This window comes from Candidatus Baltobacteraceae bacterium, from assembly GCA_035502855.1.
GTDB lineage: Bacteria > Vulcanimicrobiota > Vulcanimicrobiia > Vulcanimicrobiales > Vulcanimicrobiaceae > Aquilonibacter.
In genome coordinates this window covers 155482-181755 of the sequence record DATJTX010000016.1, presented here as the reverse complement: position 1 = coordinate 181755, position 26274 = coordinate 155482, and the positions used below count along the sequence as shown (strand labels likewise).

The window sequence follows — 26274 nt, the reverse complement described above, 5'->3', positions numbered from 1 at the left end:
GCGTACGATAAATCACGGCTAACAGCGAAAGGGGAGAATTTTCAGTGCGTGTTTTTGTAACCGGCGCGTCAGGATTCGTCGGCTCGGCGGTCGTGAAGGAACTGCTCGATGCCGGGCACCAGGTTCTGGGTCTTGCCCGCTCGGATGAGACAGCTGCGTCGGTCAAAGGCTCCGGAGCGGACGTTCAGCGTGGCGATTTGAACGATCTCGAGAGTTTGAGGCGTGGCGCCCAGGGAGCGGACGGCGTCATTCACACGGCCTTTCGTCACGACTTCTTGCGGGGCGACTCGAGCGGCGAGGATTTCATGGCGGCCTTCGCGGCCGCGGCGGAGACGGATCGGCGCGCCATCGAAACGCTGGGCGAGACGCTCGCCGGCTCCGGCCGCCCGCTCGTCATCACCTCGGGTACCGGAGTCCTGGCGCCCGGCCGCGTTGCGACCGAAGAGGACATGTCGCCTGCCGATGGACATCCGCGCGGAAAATCGGAGGTGCTCGCATCGGAACTGGCGTCGCGCGGTGTGCGCACGGCGATCGTGCGTCTGCCGCCGTCGGTCCATGGCGACGGCGATCACGGGTTCGTACCGCGCTTGATCGGGATCGCTCGCGCGAAGGGCGCCTCGGGCTACGTGGGCGACGGAGCCAATCGCTGGGCCGCCGTGCACCGGCTCGATGCCGCCGTGCTCTTTCGGCTGGCGCTGGAGAAAGCACCGGCGGGTTCGCGGCTGCACGCGGTGGGCGAGGAAGGCATTCCGTTGCGCGAGGTCGCGAGCGTGATCGGAACGCACTTGAATTTGCCGATTATTTCGGTTGCGCCCGATGCGGTTGCGGACCACTTCGGCCCGTTCGGGCTCTTCGTTTCGTGGGACGTTCCGGCTTCGAGCACGCTCACCCGCGAACGATTTGCGTGGCGCCCCACGCATCGCGGTCTGATACAAGACCTCGAGCAAGGCACCTACTTCACCCCGGTTGTTGCATCGTAACGCTGCAAGCGTTCGACGCGCACGAAAAGGGCCTTTTGCCCACGGGTTGAGCATGCGTATGCGCTTCCCGCGCCGAATTCCTCGTGAGCGGTCGGTTTAGGGAACCGACCGCGGTTAGTTATACGTTCCTGATGGTACCCGGAGCTTTCCATCGCTCTTTTTTCGTAAGAAAGAGAGAGGAGCCCTTATGTTATCTACTTCTCGGGTGCTCGGCATCGTCGCGATCATTGCCGCGCTCGCGCTCGGAGCACCGCCCGCACAGGCACAGAATAGCCCCATCCACGTTGGCTTCGTGAACACGACTCCCGCGTGCATTTGGGTCACCATGTATAAGCGCGATGCAAGCGGCATCGGCGGAACGCTTGCAGGCCCCGTCATCATTAGCGGAAATCGCGCGCAAACGGGTCCGCGCGAGGTCAAACCCAAGACCACCTTCACGTTCGTCATTCCACGCACACGCTGGATCAAATTCCGTGTGGAAACCATGAATCCCAATTGCCACGGAAACACCGGCGGCGATACGTCGATGCAGGCGGATGTCGCCAACATCGACGCGTTGCAGTTTACGCTCCATCAAAGCGGAAAAAGCTACTGGTTAACGAGGCCATAAGAACATGAAAAAGACGTTACTTTGCATGGCGGCAGCGCTCGCCATGCTTGCACCCGCGGCCGCAACCGCAGGCGGTCAAGCAAGCGGCATCTGGATCTACAACGAAACTGACCATTGCCTTTGGGCAACCGTCTACACCGCGGGAAGCATCGTCAAACAGGGCGGCTTTCCCAACTGGGTCCCGGCTAAGGACAAGCGCCTCTATCCCGTTACGTGGAAAGGCGTAGGCCAGGCATTTGACGTGCGTACGGAAATATTGAGCACGAAGCAATGCGTGCCTCAAAACGCTCGTAATCCTCTCGTTGCGGACATCCGCACAACGGTGCAGGGAAGCCTCGCTTATCGTGTTGCCGTGACCGGTAAACCGGGGAGCTTCAGACTCGTACGCTACTAGAAATCTAACCCTCCTTTTGCTCCGGGTCACCTTGTGTCGAAAAGCTCGCCGAAGAGGCGGGCTTTTCGCTTGCCGCTCGGAAATCCGTACGCGTGCGTTTGGAAGAAATTCGTAACGGCTTCGAGCGGCCGTTTTGGATTGCGAACACAAGCGAGATCTTCGAGCGGCTCTCGTACTACGCGGTCTTTTCCACGCTCGCGCTCTATCTGAACCAGACACTGGGTTTTCCGAGTTCGCAGGCCGCCGGGTTGAGCGGAATCTTCGGGGGCGCCGTATGGGTGATGGCGGTGTTCGGCGGCGCGCTGGCCGACCGGATCGGCTTCCGCCGCGCGCTCTCCTGCGCGTATTTCATCTTGACGTGCGCCTATTTTCTGGTCGGATCGATCGGCGCACCGTGGCTCGCTCCCGTGCGCAGCGTGATGCCGCTCGGATTACTCGCCGGCATCATCCTGGTTCTGCCGGCACTCGGAGTTGCACTCGTCAAACCCTCCGTCGTCGGCACCACCGCACGCGCTTCGAACGAGAACGTGCGCTCGATTGGCTACGCGATCTATTACACGATGGTCAACGTCGGCAGCACCGCGGGACCATTCGTGGCCGGCTGGATGCATTCGCGCCTGCCGGCGCAGGACGTTTTCATGGTCGCGGCGGCGAGCGTCTTCCTCATGTTTCTCACGGTGCTGCTCTTTTTCAAAGAGCCGCGCACCGGCGGCGCGCACGCTTCCGCCTCGCTCACGCAGAGCTGGCGCGATCTGCTCACAGTGCTCGGCAACGGCCGCTTCGTGCTCTTTCTGCTGATCTTCTCGGGCTACTGGATCGTCTTTTGGCAGCAATACCTCATTCTGCCGATCTACATCCACGACTATGTCGATCCGAATGCCAACACGGCGATGATTCTCATCGCCGATCCGCTCATCGTCATCGCCTTCACGGTGGCGATCAATGCGCTCACCCGAAACATCCGCGCATTTAACGCGATCATTCTCGGCACGCTCATCACCTCCGCCGGGTGGCTCTTGATCGCCGCGAAGGCGAGCGTGCTGATGGCGGTGCTGAGCCTGGTCGTGCTGGCGCTCGGCGAGATCACGCAGTCGCCGCGCTACTACGAATACATCTCGCGGCTGGCGCCCCAGGGACAGCAAGGAACGTACATGGGGTTCGCGTTTCTTCCGATCGGTATCGGCTCGCTCGCCGGCGGCTGGTTCAGCGGCGCGCTGTTCCACCATTTCGGCGAGGTTCTGCATCAGCCCGCACTGATTTGGCCGATCTTCACCCTCGTCGGCGCGCTCACGGCGGCGCTGCTCTGGCTCTACGACGTCACCCTTTCGAAGCGCGTCTAGCCGGGACCGTTACATGTTCGTGAGGTTGCCCGACACGGTATCCGACGTACTGCCGGGGCTCACGAAAATCGGATCGGTGGCATTGGGCACCGCCGAGCCGAGGAAATTCAGCCCGATCCAGTTTCCGGCAACGGTGATCGCGCTCGTCCCCGCGTCGAGGTAAACGCCGTACCCGCCGTTACCACTGACGAGGTTCTTGGTCGGTGCGTTTGGATTGAGCGTGGTGCCGCCGATCGTGTTGTTCGTAGCCGATCCGCCGACGTAGATTCCGCCCAATTGATTCGGAAGCGCGGTGATGCCGAGAACGCCTAGGCCGACATAGCTATAGAACACCTGATTCGCGTACGCCGAACCCGTGATTGCTATGCCGTAGCCCCTGTTTCCCGAGAACGTATTTTGCGGAATCACCGAGAGATAGTAGCCGCCGATCAGGTTGTTGTTCGCCGTACCGTCGATGAGCAAACCGTCGTTGCCGTTCGGCAGTGCGGTTAGGCCGACCGTATCGAGGCCCATGATGTTGGGATCGACGGTCACGCCCGTGGCCGCGCCGCCGATCTCCAATCCGTTGTTTTCGTTGCCCGAGAGGACATTGGTACGAACGAGTTGATTGCCGCCGGTTGCGGTGATCAGAACCCCGTCGTTGCCGTTGGGAGCGGCGCCCTTGAAGGCCAGAAGTCCTCCGAACGTATTGAAGGTCGTGAAACCCGAGACGGTACCGGTGACCTCGATTCCGTTGAGCGTGTTGCCCGCCGCGACGTTTCCAAGCGGAATGACCCCGCCCACCTGCGTGTTCTGCGATGAACCGTCGATCAAGATGCCGTTGCCGTTATTGGCCACGATCGTCGTGTTGTCGGCACCGATTCCAAAAAAATTTCCCTGCGCGACGACGGCGTTGGAGCTCGTGACGTGCAAGCCGTTTCCGCCGTTACCGCTCACCACGTTGTAGTACACGAAGGGATTGTTGACGACTTGGCAGCCGATCAGCGCGTTTGCGCCGGCGCCGTTGATGAAAACGCCGTCGCCGCCGTTTCCGAGAGGCGCATCCCCACTCGCCGTCGTGCCGATGAAGTTGCCGTTCAGAGTATTGTCGAGCGAAAGATTGTCGATCAGGACGCCGCTGCGAGCGTTCCCGGAAATGAGATTTCCCAGCGGCGGCACGACGAAGACCGGCGTTACCGTACCCTTGTCGCCGGTCGGATCGTTGCTCTTGCCGGAGACGGAATCGGTGTAGACGGTGCCGCCGATCTCATTTCCATGCGATCCGGCCGTGACCCAAATACCGTTTGCGCCGTTGGCGAGCGCGGCCGTTCCCGCCGGATTGGTGCCGATGCGATTCGCGACGAACGTATCGCCGGAGCTGCCGTACACGCGGATGCCGTTGCCGCCGTTTCCCGAGATCACGTTAGCAACGACGCCGGATGCGTTCGATGCGTTCAGCCCGATCAGATCGTCCGACGACGCGCTCGAAATATACACGCCGTCGCCGCCATTGCCCGCAGCGCTTCCCGCGAGATTCACACCGACGTAGTCGAGATTGAGCGTGATGGCCGATGCGTCCAGCGTAACGCCGTTCCCGCTCGCGTTATCGACGGCGAGCGCGAGCAGCTGCGATCCACTCGAGCCGCTCGAAAACGTCAATCCGGCGTTGCCGTTCGCGTTGATCTCTACCACCGGTCCGGATCCTGCATAGGCCGGCGCGCTCGTTCCGTCGATTTTGACGTCGGCCGCAATCGCCGGTAGGGCGCTTGCGAGCACGATCGTGCCGCTGACCGTGAACGTGATCGCGCTCAGGGTGCCCGCGGGTTCGGCGTCGACCGCGGTAAGCGCCGCTCGAAGCGAACCGGGGCCCGAGTCGGCCAGCGTCGTGACCGTCGCCGTATACGTGATTCCATGGGCGGTCGGCACGGCCGCCGGGGTCGACGACCCGCTGCTGCCGCCCCCACAGCTCGCGAGGGAGAGCTCACCGGAAAAAATGACGGCCGCGCCGGCCAAAACACTGCATAGCCGCATCGTGTACACCCTCCGAAGGGGGCTTGCCTTCGGCGCGAGGGCTTTGACCGCCCTGCGTCCGAACGCTCGTTGCATGCTGTGCGAATATGGTTTTGAGATCGACGGCGCGCGGATCAAGTACGGACGCGGCGTCTTGGCCGAGGTAGGCGATGCCGCAACCGCGCTGCGCATCCGGCGGGCGGGCGTCTTCATCGATCCGTATCTGCGTGAATTCGATTTCGTTCACACCGCGCTGCAATCGCTGCGTGATGCCGGCATCGATACGGCGATCTTCACCGACATCGCCATCGAGCCGACCGACGCGTCGTTCAAGGCGGCGGCGGCGTTCGCCGTCGACGGCACGTTCGATGGATTCATTTCGATCGGCGGCGGATCCACGATCGACACCGCCAAAGCCGCCGACCTTTATGCGACCTACCCCGCGCCGTTCATGGATTACGTCAATGCGCCGATCGGCGGCGGCAAGCCCGTTCCGGGTCCGCTTCGTCCGCATATCGCCTGCCCGACGACGTCGGGCACAGGCAGCGAATGCACCGGCGCCGCGATTTTCGACTACCTCGAGATGAATGCCAAAACCGGCATTCGCGCTCGCGAATTGCGTCCGACGCTCGGTATCATCGATCCCAATGTGACGCGAACGCTCCCCGCGATGGTGGTTGCGTGCAGTGGGTTCGACGTGCTCAGTCACGCACTCGAATCGTACACCGCGCTTCCGTATTCGAGCCGCGCGCGCATGCCCAAAGGTGTCGCGCGCCCACTCTATCAAGGCGCGAATCCCTACAGCGACATCGGCTGCGTCGGCGCGCTTTCGATTCTGGGCAAGCATATCGTGCGCGCAGTCAACGACGCGAGCGACGACGAAGCGCGCGAGCGCATGATGTTCGCGGCGATGCTCGCCGGCATCGCATTCGGAAATGCCGGCCTGCACCTGCCGCATGCGATGTCCTATGCGGTCTCGGGCAACGTGCGCAGCTATCACGCGCCGCAATATCCCGGCGGTGAGCCGATCGTTCCCCACGGCATGTCGGTCGTCCTGAACGCACCTGCCGTCTTCCGCTTCACCGCGCAGGCGTGCCCGGAACGTCACCTCGAGGCGGCCGAACTGCTCGGCGCCGATACGCGCGATGCGAGTCTCGAGAATGCGGGTGAGATCTTGAGCCGCCGCATCACCGAATTCATGAAGGCGACCGGCATGCCGAGCGGTCTCGCCGCGGTCGGCTATTCGAGCGCCGATCTCGACGTGCTTGCAGACGGCTCGTTTCCGCAGAAGAGCCTGGTCAACAACGCGCCGCGCGAGACCTCACGCGAACAATTGCGCGAGCTCTTCGCCGGCGCGTTGCATCACTGGTAGGCTACCTCAAGCGGAAGATCGCAACCGCGTCGCCGTAGGGGTAACCGAGCTGGAAGTTCCCGCCGGCCGCAACGGCGATGTATTGCTTTCCCCCGATCTCGTAGGTGATCGGCGGAGCGTTCACGCCGGCGCCGAGCTGGTAACGCCAGACGCGCTGTCCGGTCGTCGCGTTGAAGGCGTCGAACCAGCCGTTGCCTTCACCCATGAAGACCAGATTGCCGCCCGTTGCCAGTGCACCGCCGATGAGCGGCTGGGGCGCCAGATACTGCCAGGCGATCTTTCCGGTATCCATGTTCACCGCCACGAACGGCCCGTTTTGAATCGCGCCCTTCTTCACGTTGAGGAAGGCGCTGCCCAAGCGGATTTGCCCCGTGCCCGCCTTCGGTTCGTTGGTCGTGAAGGTCATGAGCTGATTCATCGCCGGAACGTACATGTCGTGCGTCTTCGGTGAATACGCGGGGGGCGACCACTCGTCTCCGCCGTTCGCGCCGGGGAGCATGTTGACGCCCGCCGAGGTCGGCATCGAAAACATGTTCTTCGACATCATCACGTAGGGCGCAGACTTGCGGATCAGCTTGCCCGTGCGGCGATCGACGATGAAGATCCAGCCGACCTTGCCGGCTTCACCCGCGGCCGGAATCGTCTGGCCGTTTTGATGGACGTCGAACAGCAAGGGATTACTGACCGCGTCGTAATCCCACACGTCGTGTTTGACCTCTTGATAGGCCCAACGCAACGCGCCGGTCTTCAGATCGAGCGCGACGATCGAATCGCTATTTTTATTGTCGCCCTCGCGCGAAGTACCATAGAGGTCGGGATTCGGATTTCCGGTGCTCAAGATCAAGAGGCCTAGCTTGGAATCGATCGCCGGCGTCGTCCACGACATTGCGCCGCCGGTCTTCCATGAATCGCCCGAATATGTCTTGGGATCGGTCGACCACCACTGCCACTTTTTGTCGCCGGTGTTTGCGTCGAACGCGGCGACGAAGCCGCGGATCGCCCATTCGCCGCCGGCGCTGCCGACGTACACGGTGCCGTCATAGAGCTGCGGCGCCATCGTCTCGGAGTAGCCGAGGGTCGGGTCGGCAAGGTTCTTTTGCCAGAGCAGCTTTCCGGTCGTCGCGTCGAGTGCGAGCAGGTTGTCGTCGAGCGTGACCACGTAGACCTTGCCGTAGCCCACCGCGACGCCGCGATTGACCGGGCCGCAGCAGATCTGGAACGTACCCAGGTTGTACGTGGTCTCCCAGATGCGCTCGCCGGTCGCCGCGTTGAGCGCCATGATCTTCATCTGGCTGTTCACGACCGGCGTCGTGAGGAACATCGTTCCGCCCACGACGATCGGCGTCGTCTCGAAACTCGCCGTCATGCCGGTCTGCACGATCGCGACCGGAGAAAGCGTCGAGATCGTACCGGGGTTGATCTGCGAGAGGGGCGAGTAGCGGTCGTTGCTATAATCGCGACCGTGCAAAACCCAGTCGCTCGTATCGCTCGCCGCGTTGCTCATCATTGCGTCCGAGACGTTGACGTTACCGGCCGGTGCGCCGTAGTCAACCGTCGTCGGCGGCGCGACGCGCACGATTTCATTGGTGTTGCTCGTGCCGCCTTGATTGGCCGCCGCCAGGCTGACGGCATTGGAGAGGTTGACGCTGGCTAGCGTCGTTGCGTCGAGCGGATGCGATCCGCTCGGATAGCCGTTTTGCTGCAGCAGGTATGCGGTGACCGCGAGATAGTTGGCCGTCGACAAACTCCCCGGCGCGTTCGCCGGCATCTGCTTGCTGATGAAATTGTACATCTGTTCGCCGGTGCCGTACGCTTGCAGCGACTTGGCGAACCGAGCGCCGCTAAGCGAGGGACCGCTCTGTCCCTGGAGATTTGCGCCGTGGCACGCAGCGCATTTGCCCGCGTACACGGTTGCGCCCGTCGAGGCTTGAGCGGCGGTGAAGTAGCCGGCGGCCGCGGGCGATCCCGCCGCGGCGACGGAGGCTCCGGCGCTTGCCGCCATGGTCGATGATGATGTGGTGGTGGCCGAGTTGGAAGTATTGCAGCCCGCGAGCAAGAGACTCGCAAGGAAGGCGGCGCCCGCCGCCAGCACCCGATCTTGCATCGGCTTCTCTCTTTCCAACCGCCCATTTGGGCGGCCTATTCCACCGCTATTCTCAAGATCGTATCGACCAACCCTTCGTGGTCGAAGAGCGGAATCAGCGTCATGCCGTGCTCGCCAAGCACTGCTTCGGTACGGCCCTCTTCCAAAAAGCGCAGCGCCTCTTCTCTCCCTCCGGCGGGCGCCCTTCTTGCGGCAATTTCGTTCTGGAACACCAGCGAGACGCGCCCCTCTTCGGAGCCGTAGATCTCGACCGGGATCGGCAACGCGTCGACGACGCGCACGAGCGTGGCGCGCTCTTCGACCGCGCGCCGGCGCGCCGTGATATCGCGTCCGACGACGAACCAGTGTTCGCGCAGATCGTCGGTGTGGACCGGATGCGCACTGAACTCGATCCAGAACACACTCCCGTCCTTGCGCCGAACGCGGACCTCCTTTTCCATCGGATGCGAACTCTCCGCCATCTGCGCGATGTACGTCAACAGGCGCTCGTCGTTGTCGCCCGAGAGAAACTCTCTGTACGACATGCCGAGCATTTCGCTCGATTGGTAACCGAGCGCGTGCCGGAAGGCGGCGTTTGCGTAGGTGAGAATCGGGCCGCCCCGCGAGGGCGGCGTTGCGTCGTAGAGCGCGACGAAATCGGAAGCCATCTCGATGGCACGGTAGAGCAGCTCGCGTTCGGCGCTCGCCTTTCGCCGTTCGCCGATGTCGCGCAACACGGCGACGTAGTGCGTAACCTCGCCGTCGTGGTAGCGTATCGGCGTCCACCGGATCTCCATTGGCGTAGCGCGGCCCGGCGGCCCGAGCTCCACCTCGAAGTGCACGGGCTCGCCTGCCCGTACGCGCTGGAAGAGCTTGTTATAGAGCGCGCGGTTCTGAGTCTGAACGCGCAGCAGTGGATTGTTCGGAGCGAGCAGCTCGTCGTTTGTATAACCGGTCACGCGCTCGAGGCTTTGGTTGGCGTAGACGATTTGAACGGGTACGTCCGGGTCGCCGGTAAACGCCATGATGGCGATGCAGTCATTTGCGTGGTCGATCGCGCATTCCAACAGCTCGAGCCGCCGTGCAATGCCCAAGTGCAGCGGTAAACCCGGCCCACTACCCATCGAGGAAAGGAATGCAACATTGACCGGACTTCTCCTCGCCGTGCTCACGCTCAAGCCGATCTGGTCCTATCACGCAACGCATTGGATAACGTCGATGCCTACCGTCGCCGACGGATCCGTTTACGTCGGAACGTGGGGCGGGACCGTGCTTGCGCTCGACGCGACGAGCGGACGCCTTCGCTGGCGTTCGGCGCTGGGCGCAAATCCGGATCAGTTCTACGGGCAAACGCGCGGCGTCGTCTCGTCGATCGCGGTTACCGGGCGCGTGGCCTATGCCGTCAGCGGCAGTTGTCTGGCCGGAGCATTCGATACCGGCACCGGACGAACGCTTTGGAAGCGCCGCGTTTGTTCGATTGCGCGAAACGATGACACCTACGCTACGCCGGTCGTCGCGGACGGAGTGGTTCTGATCGGGATCGACGTGCTCGGTGACCGGCCCACCGATCGCGGTTCCATCGTCGCGCTCGATGCACGAACCGGAACGCCGCGCTGGCGCCTCTTCCCCGAACGCTATCGCGGAAGCGGAACCGGCATCTCGGCAACGCCGGCCGTGGACCCGGTACGAGGCATCGCCTATGTGGGAACCGGAAACCCGACGCCTATCGGCTCGCCGCCCGCCGGACCCGATCCCTATTCCGATTCGATCATCAGCTTCGACGTGCACAGCGGACGCGTGCGCTGGGTATTTGGTCCCATTCACCCGCACGACACCCACGACCGGGACATGTTCGCTTCGCCCAACCGCTTCACGGTCGGAACCGGTTCGCGCGCGCGCGAGGTCATCGGCGAAGGCGGCAAGGACGGCATCTACTACGCCGTGGACGCCGCGGACGGTCATCTCGTGTGGCGCACCCCGGTTGATCCGGCCGATCCGTATGCCTCGATCATCGGCAGCGCCGCGTGCGGCAGCGGGCTCATTTTCGTGCCCGTGTACGGCGGGGCGCACGGAGCGTTGGTCGCGCTTTCGCAGCGCACAGGCCGCATGCGCTGGCGCGCTTCGCTTGCCGGTATTTACGAAGCGCCGGCGTTATGGAAAGGAATCGTCTTCGTCATCGGCGTGAACGGCACGCTGGCCGCCTTCGACGCCGCCGACGGCCGGCGGCTTCTGACGATGCACGTTACGGGCCGTTCGTACGGACGCGGCCCGCGCGCACAAGGCTCGCGGCTCTATGTCACCGCGGGTTCGAGAGTAACCGCGTATGCGATATGGCGCTAGCCGAAGAGGCCGAGAACAGCCGCCGCGTTGACGTTGTTCTTCGCTTGGAGCGCGAGCTGAATCTGTTGCTGAATCTGCTGAAGCGACGACTGCGCCGCGCCCTGGTACACGTTCTCGTCGGCGATGTTCGACTGCGAGGTCGTGAGGTTGTTTGCGTACACGTCGTCGGCTTGCGCGGCGTTCTGCAGCGACGCCTGCTGCGCACCGAGCGTCGCTTGCGCGGTCGTCAGCGAGTTCAGCGCGTTGGTGATCTGGCCGATCGCTTGCGTCGAACTCAGGGCGCTCGAGAGGTTGATGTTATTGATCTGCAGCGTCGTCGAATTCACGCCGGGGATGGCGACGTTGGTGATCGCGCCCTCGTTGGCTCCCGACTGCACCGTGAGCGCGCTGTTCTGCGTGTTCGCCGGCGTCGCTTGCGCGATCTGAATCGTCGCGGTCTGTCCGACGTCGGCGAGCGAGATGTTCCCGACGGTGATATTGACGTTTTCGAATCCGCTGATCGTTCCGCCCGCGCCGACCGGAGCGGAGGTCGCCTGCTGACCGGTCGCGTTATCGAGCACGGTCGCGACCGCGGCAGCCTGGCCGTTGTTGTTGACAACCTGAACCTGAATGGTCGAATTCGTGGTGGAGGTGCCGCCGAATCCCTGAGCGGCGCCGGCCGGCGGAGCTTGGAAGTTCGCGTTGGCGGCCGCGACCTGGGTGACCACGGTTCCGCCGTTTTGCACGATATCGTTGTTGGTGACGTTCGCGACCGCTGCGGTTCCGGCTTGCGGCCCCGCCAGCGAACCGTTCAAGAGCGGCAAGCCGTTGAAGTTCACCGATTGCGCGATCGTATTCGCCTGCTGCACGAGCTGATTGCTCTCAGCCTGAAGGTCCGCGCGGTCGGCCGGACTCAAGAACGAGTCGGCGCCCTGCACCGCGAGATTCTGTACCGTTTGGAGCACGCCGGTCAATTGCTGCAACGCGCCCTGCGCGACGTTGGTCGCGTTGAACGCTTCTTGAATGTTGTCGGAGGCGGTGCTGGCGGCCGCCGCTTGCGTGGCGAGCGAGGTCGCGATCGCATAGCCGGCGGGATCGACGGCTGCGCTGGTGAGACGCTTGCCGCTGCTGAGCTGCTGGAACGTCGTGAGCTGACTCTGTTGGGTCTGCTCGAGCGAATTGATCGACTGATTGCTGGTCAGGCTGGTAATCGAAGCCATGGCTACCCGATTATAGCAGAGGTCGCCCCCGTTCTGCGCCTAACCCTTACTATAGCCTTCACGAAATCTTTACAAAACTCACTCGTACTCGACCTGGTCGATCGTATATTCGATCGGCCCGGCCGGACGGCGCACCAGCACGGTATCGCCCGCGCGATGATCGGTGAGCGCGCGCGCAATCGGCGACTCCCAGCTGATCGCCCCGCGCGGCGGATCGGCCTCGTCCTCGCCTACGATGCGCACGCGCAGTTCGTGCCCGTCGGCGTCGTGAGCCCGCACGCTCGCTCCGAACTCCACCACGCCCTGCGGATGCGCGGACGGATCGATCACGATCGCCGAGTCGATGCGCTCCTGCACGTAACGCATCTCCCGATCGTTGCCGGCGGCCTGTGCGCGGACGAGCGCGCTGCGCAGCAGCGCAAGCCCTCCGGGCGTTACATAGTTTGGCAAGACGCTGACGGGACGTTCGAAACGAGGTTCCGGCGCGTCGCTATCGTCTTTCACGAATGCGCGGCTCATCGAGTCACCTCCGCGGCGCGCGGAATACCCGGCGCCAGCGAGATATTTTCCAGTATTTCGCGCCTGGTCTCCGGCACCCCCCGTGCGACGACCACGATGGTCACGATGCACAGCGCGGCGTAGATACCGAACGTCAGTGGACGCCCCAACGCCTGAACCATCGACAGGAAGAAGAGCGAAACGGCAAAATTTGCCAACCAGTTTCCGAGCGTGCAGATGCTCATGCCGAGGCCGCGCGCTTGCAGCGGAAAGATCTCCGAGATCAAGAGCCACAAGATCGGGCCCAAGCTGTAGGCGAACGAGCCGACGTAGAGCATCATGCTCGCCAATGCGATCGTACCGAGCGAGCCCTGCAGGTGCGGCTGGGCGAACGCAAACGAGAGCGCGGAGAGTCCCACGAACATCCCCGCGCAGCCCGCGTACAGCAGCGGTTTGCGCCCAATGCGATCGACGAAGAAGATCGCGATGAGCGTCGCAAGGCAATTGACCGTGCCCACCAGCGTCTCCGCAAGGATCGATGCTTGGTTGGTGGTAACGCCGGCCATCAGAAAGATTTGCGGGCCATAATAGATGATGGTGTTGATTCCGGTAACCTGCTGCAGAACCGCCAGCGAAAAGCCCAGGATGAGCGCGCTGCGCACCGCAGGCTGACGAAAGACTTCGAAGCCCGCGCCCTCGGTTTGCAGTGACGCCTCGATCGCCTGCTCCTCGGCGGTAACCTCGTCGTGACCGGCGATGCGTCGCAGCACGTCACGCGCATTATCACCAAGCCCGAGTTTGAAGAGGAACCGCGGGCTTTCGGGCAGCGGGAGCATGCCGACGATCAGGACCAGCGCAGGGAAGACGCCCAGACCGAGCATCCAGCGCCATTCCCCAGCGCCCGCGAACGCATAATCGACCACGTACGCGGCGACAATGCCGATGGTGATCGCAAATTGGTAGAGCGAAACGAGTGCGCCGCGGACGTTCGCCGGAGCGACCTCGGCAATATAGAGCGGGGCGACGACCGAGCAGAACCCGATCGCGATGCCGACGACGAAGCGGCTGACGAGCAGCATGGCGATCGTCGGCGCAAGCGCGGAGCCCAGTGCACCAATGCCAAAGATGATGCCGCTGATCAGCAGCGTCCTGCGCCGCCCGGCACGATCGGCAATCGAGCCCGCGACCGCCGATCCGATGATGCAGCCGATCAGCACGACGCTGATCGTGAACTCTTGTAACCGGACTGAGAGCCCGAATTGGTGCGTGATGAACAGAATCGCACCGGAGATCACACCGGTATCGTAGCCGAAGAGCAGGCCGCCCAGCGCAGCAACGGACGCGACCAGCAAAACGAATGGCCTCATGCGAGCGCTTTCGGGAGGCGGCGGCGAAGGCCCCGCTCATGCAGCAAGCCCTCCTGGTTCAGCGCGCCGGGCGTATCGTGCATGAGACGTACGAGCGCGGATTCGATGCGAATGCGCCACATGCGCTTTACAGCGGCACGAAAAGCTTTTGGGGAATCGCCGCGCTCGAAGCACGCGCCGAGGGACTGTTCGACCTCGACGAACCGGTTCGCAGCGGATACACGGTGCGCATGCTGCTCGACATGACGGCCGGCTACGGATTCGGCGGATTGGGAAAGGCCGTTCCAACCTACGAACGCGCGCTGGAGATTCCGCTCAAGAACGCACCCGGCAGCACGTTCACCTACAGCGGAATTCCGCTCCAGGTGTTCGGCACGTTCTTCGCCGAGCGCCTCGCGCCGCGTGGACGTACGCCGCACGAGTATCTGCGCGAACGCGTACTCGATCCCGCCGGCGTGAACGTCTCCTCCTGGCGCACGCTCTCCGACGGGACGCACCCGTTGCCGACCGGTGCGTTCCTACGTGCGCGCGATTGGCTGGCTTACGGCGCCTACGTGCTCGCGCATCGCGACCGCTACCGCGATGCCTTCACCGGTTCGGCGCGCAATGCGCGTTACGGATTGTGCTGGTGGCTGGGCGGCCCCAAGATGCCGCCGGACCTTTTCTACGCGAGCGGCTCCGGCGGTCAGGCGCTCTACGTGATTCCCTCGCAGGAACTGGTGGCCGTGCGATTCAGTGACGGCGGATCGCCCAATCACCCGGCCACCGTTAAGAAACTGCTCATGACAACGGAAGCACTTACGGACTTACGTTCTTAGCTCCGTCGATCGGTTTGGCGCCGCTCGCCTGCAGTCGCTTGGAGAGCGATTGCAGCGAGGTGACGTAGTCGTTGTAGCGCGCCATCGCTGCTGCATAGGCCGTATCGAATCGCGAGGCATAGTCGAGCTGCTCGGCCGTCGGCGGCTGCGCCGCACCGAACCCGGTGCGCGGAATTTCCTCGCGCAGCGAGCCCGGCCGCTGGATCTGGTCTTCGTCGTTGTGGAAATCAGCCGTAAAGCTCGAGAAGATCGTCCCCCACTGCGCGTTGGCCTTGGCGACGTCACCTTGCAGCGCTGCGCCGCTCGGTTTTGCGGATGCTAGCGATTTCTTGATCGCATCCAAATTGTTGAGCACTTGGTCGATCTTACCGTACACGATCGTGTACTTCTCGGCAAAATCGTAGGCTGACTGATAATCGGCTTGGGTGAGGTCGTCGCGCGGATCCGGCTTGACCGTCACCGTTTGCGTCAGCGTTCTACCGCCGAGCACGAGACGAACCGTGTATTCGCCGGGTACCATTTGTGGACCGGTCTTCGGCCCGCGATATTCCGGACGCGCCGCGCCCATCCACTGCGTTGGACCGTTTTCGCGGAAATCCCACGTCAGACGATTGATGCCGGCCTTGTTCGGAACGTTCGGAACGTCCTTACCCTTGACTTTGTGCGTCCCCGAGATCGTGCGCACGACCTTACCGCTCGCATCCGCGACCTCGATCACCGGCGCCTTTTTTTGCGGTGCCGAGAGATAGTAGTCGATGATGACGCCGCCCGGCGGATTCTGGGCCGCGAACATCGCGTAGGTACCGTAGTCTTGGTTGGAGTGTTGATGGTATTCGTAGGACGTGCGCGGCTTGAAGAGCATCACGCCGTCTTTTTGCGCCTGCGGTAGCTGCTGAACCGCGCTCAAATCGTCGAGCACGTAAAGGTCATGCCCGTGCGTGCCGACGAGCAGATCGTCGAACTCGGGTTGAATCCGGATATCACGAACCGAGACCGTCGGCATGTTCAGCTTGAAGTTCTCCCAATGCGCGCCGCTATCGTAGGAGATCCACATGCCGTTTTCGGTCCCGGCATAGACGAGGTCGGGATTTTTCAGATCGGGCCGCACCGTGCGGGCGTATTGATCGGCGGGCAACCCGTTCACGATCGAGGTCCACGTTTTTCCGTAATCGTGCGTCACGTAGACGAACGGCGCATAGTCGCCGAGCAAATGATCGTCGGCGATCGCGTAAGCCGTGCCGGCCTCGAGCGGAGAGGGGGCCACCGTTTCGAAGCGCGCGAATTCCGGCGCGCCTTTCGGCGTCACCGTTTCCCAATGCTCGCCGCCGTCACGCGTGAGCGAGACGACGCCGTCGTCGGAACCGGTCCAGATCTCGCCCTTGTCGATCGGCGAACCTTCGATGTCGAGCAGCGTGTCGGAGTATTCCGCCCCGGAGACGTCCTCCGCCAACGGCCCACCCGCCGGTCTTTGATGATCCTTGATGTTCCGGGTGAGATCGGGGCTGATCACCGTCCAGTGCTCGCCACGGTCGGTCGTTTGGAACACCACGTCACCGCCGAACCACGCCGTGTGGCCATCCCACGGGGCGAACGCGAGCGGGGAATCCCAGTTGAAGCGATACTTCGCCTCGCGCGAGTCGAACGGCCCGAGCGCACCGGCCGGAAACGCGTCGTACGGACGAACCCAATGATAGGTCTGCGCTTTGCGATCGTAGATCATGAGCACGCCGTCTTCGAGGTCGGACCAGATGTAGCGTGAATCGGAGGGATCGGGAATCGCCCATTCGCCATCGCCGCCGACGACCGCGAACCAATCGCTGTTCACGATCCCGTCGCTAGAGAGCGAATTCGATGGCCCGCAGAAGGCTTCGTTGTCCTGCAACGCGGCACAGATGAGATACGGATTTTCGCCGAGCGAGTAGCCGACGTGGTAGATCTCTCCGACCGTCACGTTCTGCGAGAACGACCAGGTCTTGCCGCCGTCCAGCGTTAGCGCGTAGCCGCCGTCTTCCCCGGTCATCATACGATCGGGGTCATTGGGCGCGATCCACATCGCGTGATAATCGACGTGCACGTCCTTGGCGATCGCTTCGAATTTCTTGCCGCCGTCCTTGCTTTCGGCAAGCATTTCCGAAACGGCATAGACGTGATCGGGATTGCGCGGATCAACCGCGAGATGCGAGAAATAGAACGGACGCTGATCGACCAGCGTATCGTCGCTGACCATCTTCCAGTGCGCGCCGGCATCGTCCGAACGCCAGAGAATCCCGCCTTTCGCTTCGATCACCGCGTAGACGCGCTTGGGATCGCTCGGCGCAAGCGCGAGGCCGATACGTCCGGTCGAACCCGGCGGCAATCCGTTGCCGGTCAACTTCTTCCAGCTCTTGCCGCCGTCGGTCGATTTGAAGAGGCCGCCGTCCGGGCCGCCGCTGGTGAACGTCCACGGCTTGCGGCGGAACGGCCACATGCCCGCGTACACGACGCTTGGATCTTGCGGGTTCATCGCCAAATCGCTCGCGCCGGTCGTCTGATCGACGTAGAGCGTCTTCGCGAACGTTCGTCCCCCGTTGAACGTGACGTAGACGCCGCGATCGCTCGAGTCTTTGAACGGATCGCCGAACGCGGCTACGACGACGTGCTGCGGATCTTTCGGATCCACCGCGATGCGCGAGATGCTCCACACGCCGGCCAGGCCGGCGCGCTTCCAGTGTTTGCCGCCGTCGGTCGTCTTGTACAGACCGTCGCCATAGCTCACGTCGTTGCGCGGGTTGGCTTCGCCGGTGCCGACCCACACGACGTTCGCGTTGCGTGGATCGATTGCGACCGCGCCGATCGCCGAGACGCGCTGATCGTCGAAGACCGGCGACCAGGTCGCGCCGCCGTTCTCCGATTTCCACACGCCGCCTCCGGCGCTGCCGATGTAGTAGAGCTTGTCATTCTGCGGCGTTCCCGCGACGGCAGCGATGCGGCCGCCGGCGATGGCCGGACCGACCTCGCGCATCGTGAGGTTCCCGTAGGTTGAGGCGACCAGCGCCAACAGTGGCATCATCGGATCGTCACCGCTTTCACGTTCACTGCCTTGAGAGCGTCGTTGAGAATCGGGATTTGCTCTTTGACGAACACGTCGTAGTTCGCCGCTGCTTTCTGGAGCTCGTCGGCACAGCGATGCGCGTACTCGCGCATCGCGGGCGTAACGTAGGCTCCGCTGAAGAACATGATCGTTTCCACGTCCTCGCGGACCTTGCCCGGCCGCTGGATCGAGTCTTCATCGTTGTGGAAATCTGCGGTGAGTTGGTTGAAGACGCTCATCCGCTGCGTTTCGATCGCTTCCAGCTTGCTCTGCGTCGCGGTATCACCGGTTTTCTTCGCCGCCGCGATGCCGTCGTCGATGCCTTTCTTCACCGCATCGAGGTTGTCGAGCATCGTGTCGATCTGCGAGAACATCGCCTCGCCGCGGCGCGCGAAGTCGTAGGACTCCACCATCTGCGCCTGGGTGTAGAGCGTGCGCGGATCGGCTTTCACGATGAAGCGCTGGGTGAAGGTCGAGCTGCCGAGCGTCAAACGCGCGACGTACACGCCCGGCGGGACCGCCGGTCCGTCGTTCGGGCCTTGATAGGATTTTTTCGCGGCACCATACCATTTGACCGGGCCGTCGATCGTCCAATCCCACACGAAGCGGTTCAGTCCGACCTTGTTCGGAATCCACGGTTCCTGTTTTTTGTGGACTTCGTGCGTCCCCTTATAGGTGCGGATCACCTTCCCGGAAGCATCGACGATCTCGAGCTCCGGCGGCGTCTTTTGCTCGGCGCTCTGATAGTAGTCGATCATCGCGCCGGTTGGCGGATTGTCCGCGGCGTAGTTTGTGTAGACGCCCTCGTCGTCTTCACGCGTATTGTATTGATAGGACACGCGAACGGGGAACATGTAATCGCCGTGCGCGATTGCCGTCTGCAACTGCTGGATCGGCGTCATGTCGTCCATGATGTACGCCGCACGGCCGTGCGTCGCGATCACCAAGTCGTCGAACTGCTGCTGCATGCGGATGTCGTGCACCGAGACCGTCGGCAAGTCGTTCTTGAACGACTTCCACGACGCACCGCCGTCGTACGAAATCCAGATACCTTCCTCGGTTCCGAGATAGACCAAATTCGGATTGCGGATGTCGGCCGCGATCGAACGCGCCCATTGATCGTCGGGAAGACCGTTCGTGATCGTGGTCCAGGTTTTCCCGAAATCGTGCGTGACGAACACGTACGGCTTGTTGTCGCCGGTGTAATGCCCGTCGTTGATCGCGTACGCGGTACCGTCGACGAGCGGCGAGGGAGAGATGGAAGCGAAGCGTCCGAACTGCGGAGCCCCCGGCGGGGTAACGTTGTGCCAGTGCGCTCCGCCGTCGAGCGTGAGCTGAATCAGTCCGTCGTCGGTGCCGACCCAAATCTCGCCTTTGTGGACGCGCGAACCCTCGATGTCGAGAATCGTGTCGCTCTCTTCCGCGCCCGAGACGTCATGGGTGATCGGTCCGCCCGAAGGCGCTTGATGATCCTTGACGTTGCGGGTGAGATCCGGGCTGATGATCTTCCAATGCAGCCCGCGATCCGTGCTTTGGAAGAGCACGTTGCCGCCGGTCCAGGCGATGTGGCCGTCCCAGGGCGCAAAGGCGATTGGCGTCTCCCAATTCCAGCGGACCTTCGCAATGCGGTTGTCGAAGCCTTCCGCGGCAAGCTGCAGATACGGTTGCACGAACCAGCCGTCTTTGGTGACTTTGTTGACGACCGTGATCGAACCGTTTTCGGAGTCGGCCCAAATATAGTTTGGGTCGACCGGATCGGGGACCGCCCACTCGCCGTCGCCGCCCGCAACCGCAATCCACGCCTTGTTTTGAATACCGGACGGATCTTGCGTGTTGTTGGGGGCGCACCAGGCGTTGTTGTCCTGCAGGCCGACGCACACCCAGTACGGATTTTCGTTCGAGAGACCGACGCGATAGATTTGCGCGATCGGCAGGTTGGCCGAGAAGAACCAATTCTCTCCGCCGTCGAGCGTGAGCGCGTAGCCGCCGTCCTCACCGGTGATGATGCGGGTGGGATCGTTTGGCGCGATCCAGATCGCGTGATAGTCGACGTGGACGCTGTCGGCGATCGCCTTGAACGTCTTCCCGCCATCGGTCGATTTGGAGAGCATCATCGACACACCGTAGACGACGTCAGGGTTCTTCGGATCGACCGCGATGTGGGTGAAATAGAACGGACGCTGATCGACCAGCGTGTTGTCCGAAACCATCTTCCAATGGCTGCCGCCGTCGTCGGAGCGCCAGAGAATGCCTTGCGTCGATTCGATCAGCGCATAGACGCGGTTGCCGTCACTGGGCGCGACGGCGAGTCCGATGCGCCCGGTCGTATCGGTCGGAAGACCGTTGCCCTCGAGCTTCTTCCAGGTCCGTCCGCCGTCGGTCGATTTGTACAAGCCGTCCTGAGGACCGCCGCTGCGAAACGTCCACGGACGCCGTTGAAATTGCCAAATCCCGGCGTACATCACGCTCGGGTCCTGCGAATCCATCGCCAGATCGGATGCGCCCGCCTCGGGACCGGTGTAGAGCGTCTTGCTCCAGGTCTTGCCGCCGTCCCAAGTCACGTAAACACCGCGCTCGGTGCTGTCGTTGAAGACGTCCCCTTGCGCCCCGACGATCACGTGGTTGTGATCGCGCGGATCGACCAGAATACGCGAAATGTATTTCGTCGCCGCCAGGCCCATGTTGGTCCAATGCTCGCCGCCGTCGGTCGTCTTGTAGACACCGTCGCCGTAGCTCACGTCGTTACGCGGATTGTCCTCGCCCGTTCCGACCCAAACGACGTTGTTGTCGGTGGGGTCGATCGTGACCGCCCCGATCGCCGAGACCGGCTCCTTGGCAAAAACCGGGTCCCAGGTCTGGCCGCTGTCCTCGCTCTTCCACACGCCTCCGCCGGCGCTGCCGACGTAGTAGAGCTTCGGATCGGTCGCCGACCCGGCAACCGCCGCAACCCGGCCGCCCGCCGCGGCCGGCCCGATCTCGCGCCAGTTCATGTTGCTGAAGGGCGGACCCGGCGTGGGAGTGGGCGAGGGGGTCGGAGTCGGTTTGCCCGGCTTGGGCGGCGCCGGGCTCGTTGACGGTGAGGGTTGTACCGCAGCCGTCTGCGCCAGCGCGGTGCCCGTCATGAGCATCACGATCGAGCACGCCAAAAAACCAGCGAAGCGAACCTTCACGAACGGGACCTCCCTAGAAAATGGAAGCAGCGAGAGCGAAACGCACCGAGGGTGTGCCGTCCGCAGCCGCGGTCCCAAACTCCTGCGCGCGCGCGATCAAAGAAGCATCAGAGTCTACCGTTTGGCGTTCTTTGCCTCATATTTCGGAATGTTGACGTTGTATGCGTACCATTCTGAGACGGCAATACCGGCGCACAAGATAAGGAAGACGAGTATCGCCCCGATTGCCCAGGCGCGCCGCGCCTTCGGCGACATTCCATTCATACACAGGGGATATGGCGGGCCTCGCCGGAAACCCCGCCCTCCATGAGCCGATGCCGCGCCCCGTTCCTGGCGGGACTCGTCTTCATGTGTGGAGCGTTTTTCCCCGCGCCCGCCCCCGCGGCGACGCGACCGGTTCCCGCAACCCCGGCGAGTATTGCCGTGTACGCCAACATCCTACGCCAGTACAATCCCGAAATGCCGGAGTGGCAGAGCAAGGATCTGGCCCGCCATCTGCTCTTGACGGCGGCACGCTGGAAGATCGATACCAACATGCTGGCGGCGATCGTGACCGTCGAGTCGAGCTGGCATACGCACGCGGTTTCGTATGCCGGCGCGATCGGGCTAGGCCAGCTGATGCCGGGGACGGCCGCGACGCTCGGAGTCAACCCGCGCGATCCGGCGGAGAATCTGCAAGGCGCCGCGCGCTATCTGCGCGGTTTGCTCGAGCGCTTCGGCTCGAATCCCAATCGTTACACGCTGGTCTTTGCCGCGTACAACGCCGGACCGGAGGCGGTAAAACGATACGGCGGCGTACCGCCCTATTACGAAACGCAGCACTACGTGATCAGAGTGCTGCGCGCATGGAACGCGCTGCGCAGCGCGGTGCATCTGCCGCGCAGCGTCTTCGCGGCGGCGCCGCATCCGCACGCGGCCGACATCGATTACTGGCTCGACGACGGGCGTTGAGCGAGCAACGCCTCAACCGCCTCACCGAACGCGCGACCCTCTCGGATACGCAGCGCCGCCGCACCCGCATTTCGTGCCGCGTCGACATCGCTCTGTTTGTCACCGATGACCGCGATCTCCGATGGATCCAGTTGCCATGCGCGCGCCGCATCGAAGACGAGCTTGGGCTTCGGTTTGCGGCATTCACAACCGTCATCCGGGCCGTGCGGGCAGATGAACCACCCGTCGAACGGGCCTAGGAGTTCCTCGATGCGCGCGTTCACGGCTCGCATCTGCGAGTCGGTGATCATCCCGCGCCCAACGCCGCTTTGATTGGTCAGCACGCCGACTCGTAATCCGGCGGCGCGGAGACGTTCGATCGCCTCCGCGGCCCCTTCGACGAGTTGCACCAGCGCGGGGTCGCCGTTATACGGAACGTCGATGACGATCGTGCCGTCGCGATCGAGGAGGACGCCCCGAATCACGTTGATACGTAGACTTCCGCGCCCTTCTCGAGGAACTCCTTACTCTTCTCGGCCATGCCGCGCTCGGCGTATTCGCGCACCTCTTGCGTGATCTTCATCGAGCAGAAGTGCGGCCCGCACATTGAACAGAAGTGCGCGATCTTTGCGCCCGGCGCCGGCAGCGTTTCATCGTGAAACTCCCGCGCGGTCTCCGGATCGAGCGCGAGTTCGAATTGATCTTCCCACCGGAATTCGAACCGCGCTTTCGAGAGAACGTCGTCCCAATGGCGCGCGCGGGGGTGGCCTTTTGCAAGGTCCGCCGCGTGGGCAGCGATCTTGTAGGCGATCACGCCGTCCTTGACGTCCTTCTTGTTCGGCAATCCGAGGTGCTCTTTCGGCGTCACGTAGCAGAGCATCGCCGTGCCGTACCAGCCGATCATCGCCGCGCCGATTGCACTGGTAATGTGATCGTAGCCGGGGGCAATATCGGTCACCAGCGGTCCGAGCGTGTAGAACGGCGCTTCGTGACAGATCGCGAGCTGCTTGTCCATGTTCTCTTTGATCAGATGCATCGGCACGTGACCGGGGCCTTCGATCATCACCTGCACGTCGTGTTTCCACGCGATCGCGGTCAGCTCGCCGAGCGTTTCGAGTTCGGCAAATTGCGCGGCGTCGTTCGCGTCGGCCGTGCACCCCGGCCGCAGTCCGTCGCCGAGCGAGAACGAGATATCGTACGTCTTCATGATTTCGCAGATATCTTCGAAGTGCGTGTAGAGAAAATTCTCACGGTGATGCGCCAGGCACCACTTGGCTAGAATCGATCCTCCACGCGAGACGATCCCGGTGACGCGGTTCGCGGTCAGCGGCACATATTGCAAGAGCACGCCGGCGTGGATAGTGAAATAATCGACGCCTTGCTCCGCCTGTTCGATCAGCGTGTCTCGATAGATCTCCCACGTGAGCTCTTCGGCTTTGCCCTCGACTTTCTCGAGCGCTTGATAGATCGGCACCGTGCCGATCGGGACCGACGAATTGCGCACGATCCATTCACGCGTTTCGTGAATGTTCTTGCCGGTCGAGAGATCCATGACCGTGTCGGCTCCCCAGCGCGTCGCCCACGTCATCTTCTCGACCTCTTCGTCGATACTCGACGTTACCACTGAATTACCGATGTTGGCGTTGATCTTCACCAGAAAGTTTCGCCCGATGATCATCGGCTCGCTCTCCGGATGGTTGACGTTGGCCGGAATGATTGCGCGCCCGCGCGCCACTTCATCTCGTACGAACGCCGGTTCGACCCCCTCGCGGATCGCGATGAATTCCATCTCCGCCGTGATCTCGCCACGCCGCGCGTAGTGCATCTGCGTGACGTTCGGCCCGCCGCTGCGCGCGTCGATCCACGGTTTGCGCAACTTCGGGAGCCCACGTTTGAGGTCGACGGTGAAGTGCGGATCGGTATAGGGTCCGCTCGTATCATATACGGCATGCGCCGTTCCGTCGGTGAGCGCAATTTCACGCACGGGCACGCGAATCGAGGGATCGCGACCCGAGATGTAACGCTTCATGGTTCTCCTCTCCTATGCCGGCATTACCCGGACCAGTCATGGCGGTCGGCGCGCGATGCGCCCTCTCAGCCTGCCCGTTCGCAAGCTCCCGCAATACGGCAAAGGCTACGACGCGGCCGTGGCGCTTCCCCCGGGCGGTGACCGTGGTATTTTTTCCCTGAGCCGAACGACTGAAGGGGGTCGAAGCAGCCAATCGAACGGGTGACTTCAGAGAGCCCGTCTGTCCGAGGAGCACCGTTATGAAGGCCCTTTGCGCTTCGCTTCTTACCGTGCTTTTGGCCGCGGTGCCGTTGACTGCGTCGCCCGCCGATAACACCGAGACGCTCCAGAACATGAAGGGAGCCGTCACCTACGGAGCTCAGCCGCGACCGACGACACGGCTCGCGGTCAAGGCGACTACCACCCTGGGCGGCAGCGACTACGCCGCCACCGGCGCGAATTCGCTCGCGACGATCACGCTTCCGGACAGCTCGCAAATCGAGATGGCTTCGAACAGCCAGGTCCAGATGACGTCGTTTACCCAGACGAACATCGCGCACGCGCGATTCGTCGTCGTCGGCAAGATGCGATTTACCGTCAACCATCCGGCGGGCGCGCAGGCCGACTACCATTTCCAGACGACCACCGGCGAGATTGCCGTGCGCGGCACGGTCGGAGACATCTTCGCGAGTCCCAACGGTTTACAGGTCAACGTGTACGCCGTCAGCAACGCCGCGTTGCCGGTACAAGTCACGCTGGTGAACGGTCAAGTCTTCACGCTCGCCGCCGGACAATCGCTGGTAGCGAGCGCTGCCGCTGCCGGCGCGGTAACCGCGTCGGTGACCAGCGTGTCGCAGTCGATGTTTACGCCGTTCAGTGAGCTTGGCGCGCCGGCGAACGCGGGCAGCCTCGGGATCACCGCGACCACCGCCACCACCGCGACGACGGCGGCCGCAACCTCGACCGCGATTACGACGGCAGCCGCCGGGGCGGTCGGCGCAGCCGCTGCCGTAACGACGATCTCGAACAGCAGCACCAAGGCAACACCCGCGCCTACGCCTACGCCCACGCTCCCTCCAACGCCCACACCGTCCCCGATGCCGAGCACGACCTCGGTACCGATCACGGTGAACAAAGCCGCGCCCAGCCGTCCGGGAAATAGCGTGCCGAGTATGTTTCCGCGCCCCGGAGCGCGACCGACACCGCCGGGTATCTAGCCGATACTGCTTCGCTATCTGATCCTCGGCGGCGCCCAACTTGCGGTTGGCGCCGCCGCTATTTTTGCGCGCTACGCGTTGACCGGAGCTGCGCCGCTTGCCGTCGCAGCAGCGCGGATGTGCATCGCCGCGACGGCACTGCTTGCGCTGCGCGCATTCGATCGGAAAAGCGAACGCACGAGCCGCGGTCAACGCACGATCCTTTGGTGCGCCGGCGTCGCCCTGGCGCTCCACTTTGCCACCTGGATCGCCTCACTCGACTACACCACCGTCGCGATTTCCACGCTGCTGGTTTCCGCCTCGCCCTTGTGGACCGCCCTCTACGACGGACTGGTTCGACGCCGGCGCTTTCCGCTCACGGTCCCGCTCGCGTTCGTGGCCGCCACGCTGGGCTTGATACTGATCACGAGTTCGCACCACAGCGCGCCGCCCTATCCCGGACATGCGACCCTGGGAGCGCTGCTCGCGCTGCTCGGTAGCGTGGCCTTTGCGGCCTATCTCCTGCTCGTGCGCGAGGTACGCAGCGTGTTGCGCACGCGCACGATCGTGCTCAACACCTACACCTGCGCCGCGATCGTACTGGTTCTCGCCGCCGCAGTCGCACATCAGGGGCCGCCGGCGCTTCACTCCACTACCGCCTGGGGCGGAATTTTGGCGATGGCGCTGGTTTCGCAGCTCTTGGGTCACACCGGCATGAACGCCGCGCTGCGCTGGTTCTCCCCGAGCGCGGTCTCGTTCTCCACCCTCCTCGAGCCCGTGATCGCGGCATTTCTCGCGCTGCTGCTCTTCGGCGAGCAGCTCTCCGGTCTCGCGATCGCCGGCGCCATACTGCTCCTAGGGGCGATTGGCTTGGCAATTTGGACTGCTCCGGACTGATAATCGGCCCGAT

Annotated in this window: 20 protein-coding genes; 10 read left to right on the top strand and 10 right to left on the bottom strand. The window is 63.1% G+C overall.

Translation table 11 applies throughout. The features are described from left to right. Positions 1-44: 44 nt before the first annotated feature. From VMF11_04045 to VMF11_04030, 4 genes are all read left to right on the top strand, one after another. Complete coding sequence (locus VMF11_04045) at positions 45-980, top strand: SDR family oxidoreductase (protein ID HTU69472.1); 936 nt, start codon at positions 45-47, stop codon at positions 978-980. A 205-nt stretch (positions 981-1185) separates the two neighbouring features. Continuing rightward, the gene (locus tag VMF11_04040) at positions 1186-1590 is read left to right on the top strand and encodes a hypothetical protein (protein HTU69471.1); all 405 of its coding nucleotides are present in this window, start codon (positions 1186-1188) and stop codon (positions 1588-1590) included. A 4-nt stretch (positions 1591-1594) separates the two neighbouring features. Further along, positions 1595-1984 (top strand): hypothetical protein, encoded by a 390-nt coding sequence (locus VMF11_04035; protein ID HTU69470.1) that lies wholly within the window; start codon positions 1595-1597, stop codon positions 1982-1984. A gap of 98 nt (positions 1985-2082) precedes the next feature. Further along, positions 2083-3324: an MFS transporter gene (locus VMF11_04030; protein HTU69469.1), complete on the top strand. Its 1242-nt coding sequence runs from the start codon at positions 2083-2085 to the stop codon at positions 3322-3324. 9 nt (positions 3325-3333) lie between these two features. On the opposite strand, the gene VMF11_04025 is transcribed toward VMF11_04030, so the two are convergent. Beyond that, positions 3334-5334, bottom strand: a complete 2001-nt coding sequence (locus tag VMF11_04025) for a hypothetical protein (GenBank protein HTU69468.1) — start codon at positions 5332-5334, stop codon at positions 3334-3336. A 73-nt stretch (positions 5335-5407) separates the two neighbouring features. Here VMF11_04025 and VMF11_04020 point away from each other — a divergent pair, with 73 nt between their 5' ends. Then, positions 5408-6685 carry a hydroxyacid-oxoacid transhydrogenase gene (locus tag VMF11_04020; GenBank protein HTU69467.1) on the top strand — a complete coding sequence of 426 codons (1278 nt, stop codon included), beginning with the start codon at positions 5408-5410 and terminating at the stop codon, positions 6683-6685. Between the two features lies 1 nt (position 6686). Here VMF11_04020 and VMF11_04015 read toward each other — a convergent pair whose 3' ends face one another. Beyond that, a complete protein-coding gene (locus VMF11_04015; protein ID HTU69466.1) occupies positions 6687-8789 on the bottom strand; it encodes a PQQ-binding-like beta-propeller repeat protein in 2103 nt (700 codons plus the stop codon). A gap of 35 nt (positions 8790-8824) precedes the next feature. Further along, positions 8825-9892 carry a PAS domain S-box protein gene (locus tag VMF11_04010; protein HTU69465.1) on the bottom strand — a complete coding sequence of 356 codons (1068 nt, stop codon included), beginning with the start codon at positions 9890-9892 and terminating at the stop codon, positions 8825-8827. A gap of 19 nt (positions 9893-9911) precedes the next feature. Here VMF11_04010 and VMF11_04005 point away from each other — a divergent pair, with 19 nt between their 5' ends. After that, positions 9912-11108 carry a PQQ-binding-like beta-propeller repeat protein gene (locus tag VMF11_04005; GenBank protein ID HTU69464.1) on the top strand — a complete coding sequence of 399 codons (1197 nt, stop codon included), beginning with the start codon at positions 9912-9914 and terminating at the stop codon, positions 11106-11108. Here the strand turns inward: VMF11_04005 and VMF11_04000 are convergent. The 3 genes from VMF11_04000 to VMF11_03990 all read right to left on the bottom strand — a co-directional run bounded on the left by VMF11_04000 (position 11105) and on the right by VMF11_03990 (position 14172). Then, on the bottom strand, positions 11105-12307 hold the full coding sequence (locus VMF11_04000; GenBank protein ID HTU69463.1) for a flagellin: 1203 nt from the start codon (positions 12305-12307) through the stop codon (positions 11105-11107). The genes VMF11_04005 and VMF11_04000 overlap by 4 nt on opposite strands. Before the next feature lie 78 nt (positions 12308-12385). Continuing rightward, complete coding sequence (locus tag VMF11_03995) at positions 12386-12826, bottom strand: GreA/GreB family elongation factor (protein ID HTU69462.1); 441 nt, start codon at positions 12824-12826, stop codon at positions 12386-12388. Continuing rightward, complete coding sequence (locus tag VMF11_03990; GenBank protein ID HTU69461.1) at positions 12823-14172, bottom strand: sugar porter family MFS transporter; 1350 nt, start codon at positions 14170-14172, stop codon at positions 12823-12825. The genes VMF11_03995 and VMF11_03990 overlap by 4 nt, the downstream gene beginning before the upstream one ends. 38 nt (positions 14173-14210) lie before the next feature. Here VMF11_03990 and VMF11_03985 point away from each other — a divergent pair, with 38 nt between their 5' ends. Continuing rightward, positions 14211-14990: a serine hydrolase domain-containing protein gene (locus VMF11_03985; GenBank protein ID HTU69460.1), complete on the top strand. Its 780-nt coding sequence runs from the start codon at positions 14211-14213 to the stop codon at positions 14988-14990. Here the strand turns inward: VMF11_03985 and VMF11_03980 are convergent. Both VMF11_03980 and VMF11_03975 read right to left on the bottom strand, forming a co-directional pair. Continuing rightward, positions 14971-18039, bottom strand: coding sequence for a hypothetical protein (locus tag VMF11_03980; protein HTU69459.1), 3069 nt, complete (start codon positions 18037-18039; stop codon positions 14971-14973). The two genes, VMF11_03985 and VMF11_03980, sit on opposite strands and share 20 nt — an antisense overlap. Next, a complete protein-coding gene (locus tag VMF11_03975; GenBank protein ID HTU69458.1) occupies positions 18036-21230 on the bottom strand; it encodes a hypothetical protein in 3195 nt (1064 codons plus the stop codon). The genes VMF11_03980 and VMF11_03975 overlap by 4 nt, the downstream gene beginning before the upstream one ends. Before the next feature lie 306 nt (positions 21231-21536). Here VMF11_03975 and VMF11_03970 point away from each other — a divergent pair, with 306 nt between their 5' ends. Then, positions 21537-22181 carry a lytic transglycosylase domain-containing protein gene (locus VMF11_03970; protein HTU69457.1) on the top strand — a complete coding sequence of 215 codons (645 nt, stop codon included), beginning with the start codon at positions 21537-21539 and terminating at the stop codon, positions 22179-22181. Here VMF11_03970 and VMF11_03965 read toward each other — a convergent pair. Both VMF11_03965 and thiC read right to left on the bottom strand, forming a co-directional pair. Further along, positions 22157-22645: an HAD family hydrolase gene (locus VMF11_03965; protein HTU69456.1), complete on the bottom strand. Its 489-nt coding sequence runs from the start codon at positions 22643-22645 to the stop codon at positions 22157-22159. The genes VMF11_03970 and VMF11_03965 overlap by 25 nt on opposite strands. Continuing rightward, positions 22642-24189 carry a phosphomethylpyrimidine synthase ThiC gene (gene thiC, locus VMF11_03960; protein HTU69455.1) on the bottom strand — a complete coding sequence of 516 codons (1548 nt, stop codon included), beginning with the start codon at positions 24187-24189 and terminating at the stop codon, positions 22642-22644. The genes VMF11_03965 and thiC overlap by 4 nt, the downstream gene beginning before the upstream one ends. Before the next feature lie 239 nt (positions 24190-24428). On the opposite strand from thiC, the gene VMF11_03955 reads away from it, so the two are divergent. Beyond that, positions 24429-25385, top strand: coding sequence for a FecR family protein (locus VMF11_03955; GenBank protein HTU69454.1), 957 nt, complete (start codon positions 24429-24431; stop codon positions 25383-25385). 3 nt (positions 25386-25388) lie between these two features. Next, on the top strand, positions 25389-26261 hold the full coding sequence (locus tag VMF11_03950) for an EamA family transporter (protein ID HTU69453.1): 873 nt from the start codon (positions 25389-25391) through the stop codon (positions 26259-26261). The last annotated feature ends 13 nt before the right edge of the window (positions 26262-26274 follow it).